This window comes from Billgrantia lactosivorans (genome assembly GCF_003254665.1).
Taxonomy (GTDB): Bacteria; Pseudomonadota; Gammaproteobacteria; order Pseudomonadales; family Halomonadaceae; genus Halomonas; species Halomonas lactosivorans.
Genome location: NZ_QHGY01000001.1, coordinates 69,491 through 75,844, shown reverse-complemented (window position 1 = coordinate 75,844; position 6,354 = coordinate 69,491). Strand labels below are relative to the sequence as shown.

The 6,354-nt window shown below is 64.9% G+C and carries 6 protein-coding genes; 2 read left to right on the top strand and 4 right to left on the bottom strand.

What is annotated here, in order from left to right; all coding sequences use genetic code 11:
* Nucleotides 1-13: 13 nt before the first annotated feature.
* The 4 genes from DIS04_RS00325 to DIS04_RS00310 all read right to left on the bottom strand — a co-directional run bounded on the left by DIS04_RS00325 (nucleotide 14) and on the right by DIS04_RS00310 (nucleotide 4,324).
* Nucleotides 14-814: a SapC family protein gene (locus DIS04_RS00325; RefSeq protein WP_245904442.1), complete on the bottom strand. Its 801-nt coding sequence runs from the start codon at nucleotides 812-814 to the stop codon at nucleotides 14-16.
* Between the two features lie 99 nt (nucleotides 815-913).
* Nucleotides 914-1,753: a hypothetical protein gene (locus DIS04_RS00320; protein ID WP_162622991.1), complete on the bottom strand. Its 840-nt coding sequence runs from the start codon at nucleotides 1,751-1,753 to the stop codon at nucleotides 914-916.
* Complete coding sequence (locus DIS04_RS00315; protein WP_111411733.1) at nucleotides 1,728-3,104, bottom strand: TolC family outer membrane protein; 1,377 nt, start codon at nucleotides 3,102-3,104, stop codon at nucleotides 1,728-1,730. The genes DIS04_RS00320 and DIS04_RS00315 overlap by 26 nt, the downstream gene beginning before the upstream one ends.
* Before the next feature lie 155 nt (nucleotides 3,105-3,259).
* Nucleotides 3,260-4,324 carry an AraC family transcriptional regulator gene (locus DIS04_RS00310; protein ID WP_245904441.1) on the bottom strand — a complete coding sequence of 355 codons (1,065 nt, stop codon included), beginning with the start codon at nucleotides 4,322-4,324 and terminating at the stop codon, nucleotides 3,260-3,262.
* A gap of 331 nt (nucleotides 4,325-4,655) precedes the next feature.
* Between DIS04_RS00310 and DIS04_RS00305 the strand changes: the two genes are divergently transcribed.
* Nucleotides 4,656-6,002, top strand: a complete 1,347-nt coding sequence (locus DIS04_RS00305) for a type II toxin-antitoxin system HipA family toxin (RefSeq protein ID WP_111411731.1) — start codon at nucleotides 4,656-4,658, stop codon at nucleotides 6,000-6,002.
* Between the two features lie 13 nt (nucleotides 6,003-6,015).
* Nucleotides 6,016-6,345 carry a helix-turn-helix transcriptional regulator gene (locus DIS04_RS00300; RefSeq protein ID WP_111411730.1) on the top strand — a complete coding sequence of 110 codons (330 nt, stop codon included), beginning with the start codon at nucleotides 6,016-6,018 and terminating at the stop codon, nucleotides 6,343-6,345.
* The last annotated feature ends 9 nt before the right edge of the window (nucleotides 6,346-6,354 follow it).

The following is a 6,354-nucleotide window of genomic DNA, read 5'->3' as shown; positions in this document are numbered from 1 at the left end:
GGAATCGGGTCCTTCAGTGCACCGGCTTTTCGTCATCGCCTTGGCTCACCGCCTCCTCGGCGGGGTCGCCCTTGGTCAGCGCACCCACGCGAGAACCGCCGCGGGCCAGGCGGCTCAGGCGGTTGAAGTTGCGCATCGACTGCAAGTGCACATGAAGCAGCTCCAGCTCATCGGTGGCGAGCATGGCCTTCAACGTGTCCTCGGGCAGCGCCTTTAGCTTCTGCCGGTTCACTGCCTTGAAGCCGGTCAGGGTGCGCTTGCCGCCTTCGGGAAGACTGATTTGCGCTTCCACCGCCTCGAGCAGATCGAGTTCCGCCAGCCGGGCACAGAACGCGCGGGTACGCTGGAAGTGCGCCTGATAGTCCTGCAGAAAGTCGAGCACCTTGCCCATGTACTGGGTCTGCTCGCCCTCGCTGTCGAAGAAGCGCTCGCCGCGGCCTTCGGTATTGAGCCCCTCGTACTCCTCGTCGATGCACAGGGTGAAGGTCTTGCCGTCTTCACTGGCGGCAAACACGAAGGGGTAGCGGCGCAGGAAGGCCGGCACGTATTCGCCGCGCCACTGGCCCTCGCCGTCCACCATCAGGTTGGCGTCCTGATCCACCCCCAGTACCGCTACCGGCAGCACGCTGCCTTCGGCATCGGTGAAGACGATCGGCAGGTCGCTGGCCGCCGCCGGGAACTCGGCCGCCATCAACGGCACCGAGTTGACCTGGCCGGCAAAGCCGAAATCCTTGCCGACCTTGAGCGACAGCTCACCGTGCTTGTCGCGGGTAATCGGCTGTACGTTACGATAGATAAGCAGTTGCGTAGCCAAGGGTTGGCTCCTTATTGTTCCGGTTGTCTGCATTACCGCCGCTGGGGTCGACACGACTGCCAGCGTCCGGCCCATTCTTCTATACCGCCTGCTCTCGGCTCACTTCTCGACCACCCGTGCCCCGTGGTAGCAGGTCAGAAACGGCTCGTCATCGTGGCCCAGGCCGAACGACAGGTTGCCCAGAAACTCGTTTCCATGCGCCGCGATCCACGCCACCAGTGCCTGGCGGGGTGCGCTGTCCCACTCCCGCGCCAGCCCCATCATCAGTCCGGCCACGCCGCCCAGCGGCAGCCGCGCCTGATGCAGGTGCAGGTTCAGCGAGGCCCGGGGCGTCGCCCGGCCCCGCCGGCTTTCCTCGATACGCACCGTCAGCGGCGGCCAGGGGGTCTGGGCCAGGGCGAAGCTGACCTCGAGCTGCTCGAGCAGATCGACCAACGCCATCGGCATGCCTTCGCACTGCCGGCGGTATGCCGCCCTGGCCTCGCCCGCGGTGGGCACCAGCACGTAGTCGGAGAGCGCCGCCGTCTCGCCGGGCTGCCACTTCCAGGCGCGATAGAGCACGAAGCGCTCGCCCGGCCCTAGCTCACGGGGTAGCGGCGCTTCCCAGTACACCTTGCAACGCGACTCCTCGACTCCCAGGTGCAGGAAGTGCGGCTGTCTCGGCGCCTGCAAAGCGGCAAGGAATGCCTCGCGGCTCGCATCGTCCATGCCCAGTTCCACCAGCAGGGCCGGCAGCTCGCGTGCCAGCCGTTCGACCCCGCAGGCCTCGACGGCGGCACTGTAGAGGCGGCGCCGGGTCGACCAGCGCCCCGGGCCACACTTGACCGAGCGCTCCAGGCCGAACGCCACCCCGAGCCCGGCGAATAAACGCTGCATCCGCTCGGGTGCGTCGGACGACGCCTCCCGGCGCTGCTCAGAGGCGGTTGACGGCAACGACATCGACCTGCTCGCTCATCAGGGCATCGATCTCGGCGAGATCCTCGACGTTGATCACCCCCGCCGCATGCTTCAGGCGAAGCACGCTGACCAGATAGTCGTAACGGGCACTGGCCAGCTCACTGCGGGCGAAGAAAAGCTCACGCTCGGCATCGAGCAGGTCGAGCAGCGGTATCACGCCGGACTCATAGCCCACCTGGCGGGTTTCGGCGATGCGCTCGTTGGCACGCAACGACTCGCGCAGCGCCCGCTCGCGCGCCATGGCGGTAACGATGCCCTGGTAACCGGCGCGCACGTTGCGCTCCAACTCCCGGTGCACCTGCTCCTGCCGCGCCCGACCGGCCTCGATCTGCTGCTCGCCCTCGCGGACCTGGGAGGCGACCATGCCACCGCTATAGACGGGTATGTTCAGCCCGAAACGAATGGTCTGGGTCTCGACCTCGCTGCCGCCGCCGAACAGCGAGCCCTCGGTGTTATCGGTCTCGTGATTCAGGCTCAGGTCGAGGGTGGGAAAATGCCCGCCGCGTCGCACCTTGACGCCCTGCATGGCCACGTCCACCGCCATCTGGGCGGCCTGCAGGCGCGGATTACGCTGCACGGCCAGCTCGGTCCATGCCTCCGGTGAATCCGGCTGAGGCCGCTGCAATTGCAGGTCGTCGTTGACCAGCCGCAGGCTATTGGGCGCCACGCCGGTCACTTCCTCCAGGGCGTTGAGCGCATCACGCAGGCGGTTCACCACGTCGAGCTCGCGGGCCTCCACCTGCAGGTAGCGTGCCTCGGCGTCGAGCAGGTCGATCTCGCGGGCCAGGCCGTCCTCGTGGCGAGCCCGGACCTGCTCCAGGTTGGTGCCGACCTGCTCCTTCTCGGCACGCAGGAAGCTGAGGTTCTCGTGCAGCGCCAGCGCCGCGAAGTAGCGCTCGGCTACGCGCAGGAAAAGATCCTGGCGTGCCGCTTCCAATTCGGAGGCCGCCTGCTGTATCTCTCGCTTTGCCTGGCCGAAGGCCGCCCAGCGCGAGTAGTCGTAGATCGACTGGTCGATGGAAAGACCGTAGACGGTAGTGGGGTAGGAGGTGCTGCCGCTGCCGAAGACTTCGTTGTCGGAGCTGATGATGTCCTGGCTGATTTCGCTGCGAGAGGCGTTGAGGTTCACCTGGGGCAGCAGCGCCGAGCGGGCCTGATAGTAACGTTCATCGGTGGCCTGCTTGCCATGGAAATCCGCCTGGAACTGCGGGTCGTTGTCCACGGCCAGCTCGTGCAGCTGTAGCAGGCTGCTGCCCAGCGCCACGGGCGACAACAGCCCCAGGCCCAACGCTACAGCCGCACGCCGAAGGGAAAGGGTACCGAGTACCTTCATTGTTGTATTGCTCCTGCTGCGTACAGGACACGGAGCTCAGCCGCGCCGGATTATCGTTTTAATTCTCGCTAATGGAATGGCATGAGCCTACCAACACCCTTTCGCCTCATCCTCCACTCAGCGTCACATCCCGTCACTTTTTCTTCCCGGCACCCTCATCCCGGCGGAGCTGGACGCAGAACGTCCATGGCAGCCCCGGCACGGATCTCGCTGGGCGTCACGCCGAAGTGCTGCTTGAACGCGCGGTAGAACCAGGAAAGATTGTTGAAACCCGAAGCGAAGGCGATGTCGCTGACGGAGCGCTGTCCGAGTCGCGGCTCCACCAGCCGTCGCCACGCCAGTTGCAGGCGTAGTCGCAGCAGGTAATCGGTGAACGTGGTCTGCTCTTGGCGAAACAGCGCCCGCAGGTAGCCGGGCGAGACGCCATGGCGCGCCGCCACCTGCGTCAGGCTCAGGTCGCCACGCGACGCAAGAGCGAGCATATCGGCCTTGATGGCACGCAGGCGCGCCTCACGCAGCCCACGCCCCCTGGCGTGATGTGCCGCGTCCGGGGTAGCCCCCAGCGCCAGCGCCGCCAAGTCCAGCGCCTGGTCAGCCATCCGTGATGTGTCCTGAGCGAAGGACAACGCTCTCCCCGAGGTCAGCTCGAGAGCCAACCGGGCCAGACGCGCCAGGGGTTCGGTACGAATCAACTTGTTCATCGCCAAGGGTGGGTTGCCGCCCAGCAGCGGGACCAGCAGTCGACGTGCAAAACCGATGCTCAGGAAACGTGCTCCAGGGCCGCGAAAGGCAACGCGCCCGGGGACCTCGTTGAAACCAAGGCAGCCCTCGCCCGCGCGACAGCTCACCTCGCCAAGGCTGGGCTGGGACGATTCCCAGCCACCCTGCCCACCGGGATTCAGCAATAGCGAGATATCGTCGTTGCCGTCGGCCAGGTTAACCGGCTTGCGCTGGGCCACCAGCGAAGAGCACTCCACATAAGCGATGGAAACACCGGGCAACAGACGGATGCGAGCGGTAATGTCAGGTGACTCGCCGCGCGGCACGGCGAGATCGACGTTGGCCATGGCGGCATAGCAGTCCTGAGCCGCCTCGAGACGCTCACGCTCGGGGAACTCGCTGCTGGCAAAGGAGATGAATGCCATGAATGCGCTGTCCTGCGTCAGTACGTCAGCCGAGAGTATCAAGCAAAGATGACGGATCCGCGCATGACTGCGCATGGTCGTAGTAACTCTTGGCCAACCGTTATCATCATTGTTCTGGTCACTGTGGCCAGGTTTCCCTAGGCCTGTGCCATTATAGGCATGAACACGATCAAGTAAACATTCCGTTACAATATGACTTCCCAACGCTAGACGTTCTGTACCAGCGTGCTGTTAGGCCAAAGCCGCTGAAACGTGCAGTCAACACCTCACATATTTGCAGCACAAATGAATAATGCGCAGTATAATGCTCACTTTTACCCACAAACCAAAAAAGTGAGCAACCAAATACACATTATTTGGAACCCCGGCTACAATTGAGCGTAATCATGCACAATAAGCCTCGCACATGCAGCTCACCATACAGATCTACCTGGACCAACGCTGGCACGATGCCGCCACCTTGACCATTCCGCAGCCGGCGCGCGGCACCCACGGCCCTGCGCGGCTGAGCTATGGCCAGGCGTATGCCCTGGAGTGGCTGTCGCGGGACGACGAGCACGCCTGCAGCCTGACGCTCCCCGTGGAACTGATGCTCACCCACGAGGCTCCACATTGGTTCGGGTTCCTCGAAGACATCATGCCCGCCGGCGCCAGTCGCCGGTATTGGGTCGCGCACCTGGGGATCCAGGCATTGTCGGCAGGCGAACAGGACAGTGAGCTGCTGCGCCACGGGACCATCGCCCCGGTGGGCAATTTGCGCATCAGGGAAGCCGTGCCGGAGCGCCAGCCAGGCTCGCGGCTGGAGCAGCATCGCTTCACGCTCGATGACGTGGTGGAGCGACACACCGACTTCCTCGAGTATGCCCAGCAGATGGGGGCGGCCAGTGGGGGTGCCACCGGGGCGGGAGGCGAAGCCCCCAAGCTGCTGGTGCGCTGCGATGGACGAGACAGAATCTGGATCGACACCTGGCAGGACGACCCCGCCAATACGGACGACCACTACCTGGTCAAGTTCCCCCGCGGGCGGCGCAGCCCCGACGACTGCGACATCCTGCGCGCCGAGTACCACTACTATCGGGAACTGCATGCGCTTGGCATCGAGACCATCGATGTTTCTCGCATGCGGCTGATCGAGGGTCAGCGCTACCCTTCCCTCTGGCTGCCGCGCTTCGATGTGGAAATGCGCTCGACGGGGCTCGTACGGCATGGGCTCGAATCGATCTATGCCCTGTTCGGCGCCGCTCCGGGCACGCTGCTCGAACACGTCAGCGTTCTGGAGATGCTCGTCGCCCGGCTCGAGCGTCAATATCGCGTTGTGGAAAGCGCCGAACCCTTCGACCGTGCCGAGTTCGTCATCGAATGGGTCAAGCGCGACCTGCTCAACGTGGCCTTCGGCAACTCCGACAATCATGGTCGCAACGCGGCACTCATCAAGCGCCCCGAAGGCATCTGGCATGCCCCGGTGTACGATTTCGCTCCGATGAAGGCCGACCCCGAAGGCGTCACCCGCACCACGCGCTGGGGCTCGCCTTTCGAGGAGGGGGGCGAGTTCGACTGGATCGCCATCGCCCAGGCCCTGGATCACCTCGCGCCGTCGGAGCGCACACTGACGGCCCTGCGTACCACCGCCTCCCGACTCATCGGGCTGCGCGATCGCCTGGCGGAGCGTGGTGTGCCGAAGCGCATACTCGACATGCCCGCCGTCGGCCTGGGCTCGCTGGAAACGCGACTGGCACGCTGGGGGTTGCTGTGAACGGAGAGCTGTCATGAAAAAGCGCACGCTATCGCCGGAGGCGCGTGAGCAGGCGCTGCTGGCCGTCGTTCGGGAGCTGGCGGAAGGTGCCATCGAGGAAGGTGAAGCGCTGCGCCGGTTGCGCCGCCATACGCTGGGCCTTTCGCAGCAGGCTTACGCCGAGCTGGTCGGCGTCAGCCGGCGCACCCTGTCGGACATGGAGCAGGGCAAGGGCAACGTCTCGCTGGCAGTCATGAACCGGGTGTTCCGGCCGCTTGGCCTGAGGGTCGGGCTGCTGCCGCGCCAGCCCGCGCTGCTGCAGAAGGCATTGGCGTCAACTGAGTCCTCCTCGGAATCAGCGTAGAATCAGCGT

Excerpts from the sequence above, each read along its gene's own strand:
- DIS04_RS00320 (WP_162622991.1), bottom strand. The coding sequence starts at position 1,753 with ATGTCGTTGCCGTCAACCGCCTCTGAGCAGCGCCGGGAGGCGTCGTCC.
- DIS04_RS00305 (WP_111411731.1), top strand. The coding sequence starts at position 4,656 with ATGCAGCTCACCATACAGATCTACCTGGACCAACGCTGGCACGATGCC.
- DIS04_RS00300 (WP_111411730.1), top strand. The coding sequence starts at position 6,016 with ATGAAAAAGCGCACGCTATCGCCGGAGGCGCGTGAGCAGGCGCTGCTG.
- DIS04_RS00315 (WP_111411733.1), bottom strand. The coding sequence starts at position 3,104 with ATGAAGGTACTCGGTACCCTTTCCCTTCGGCGTGCGGCTGTAGCGTTG.
- DIS04_RS00310 (WP_245904441.1), bottom strand. The coding sequence starts at position 4,324 with ATGCGCAGTCATGCGCGGATCCGTCATCTTTGCTTGATACTCTCGGCT.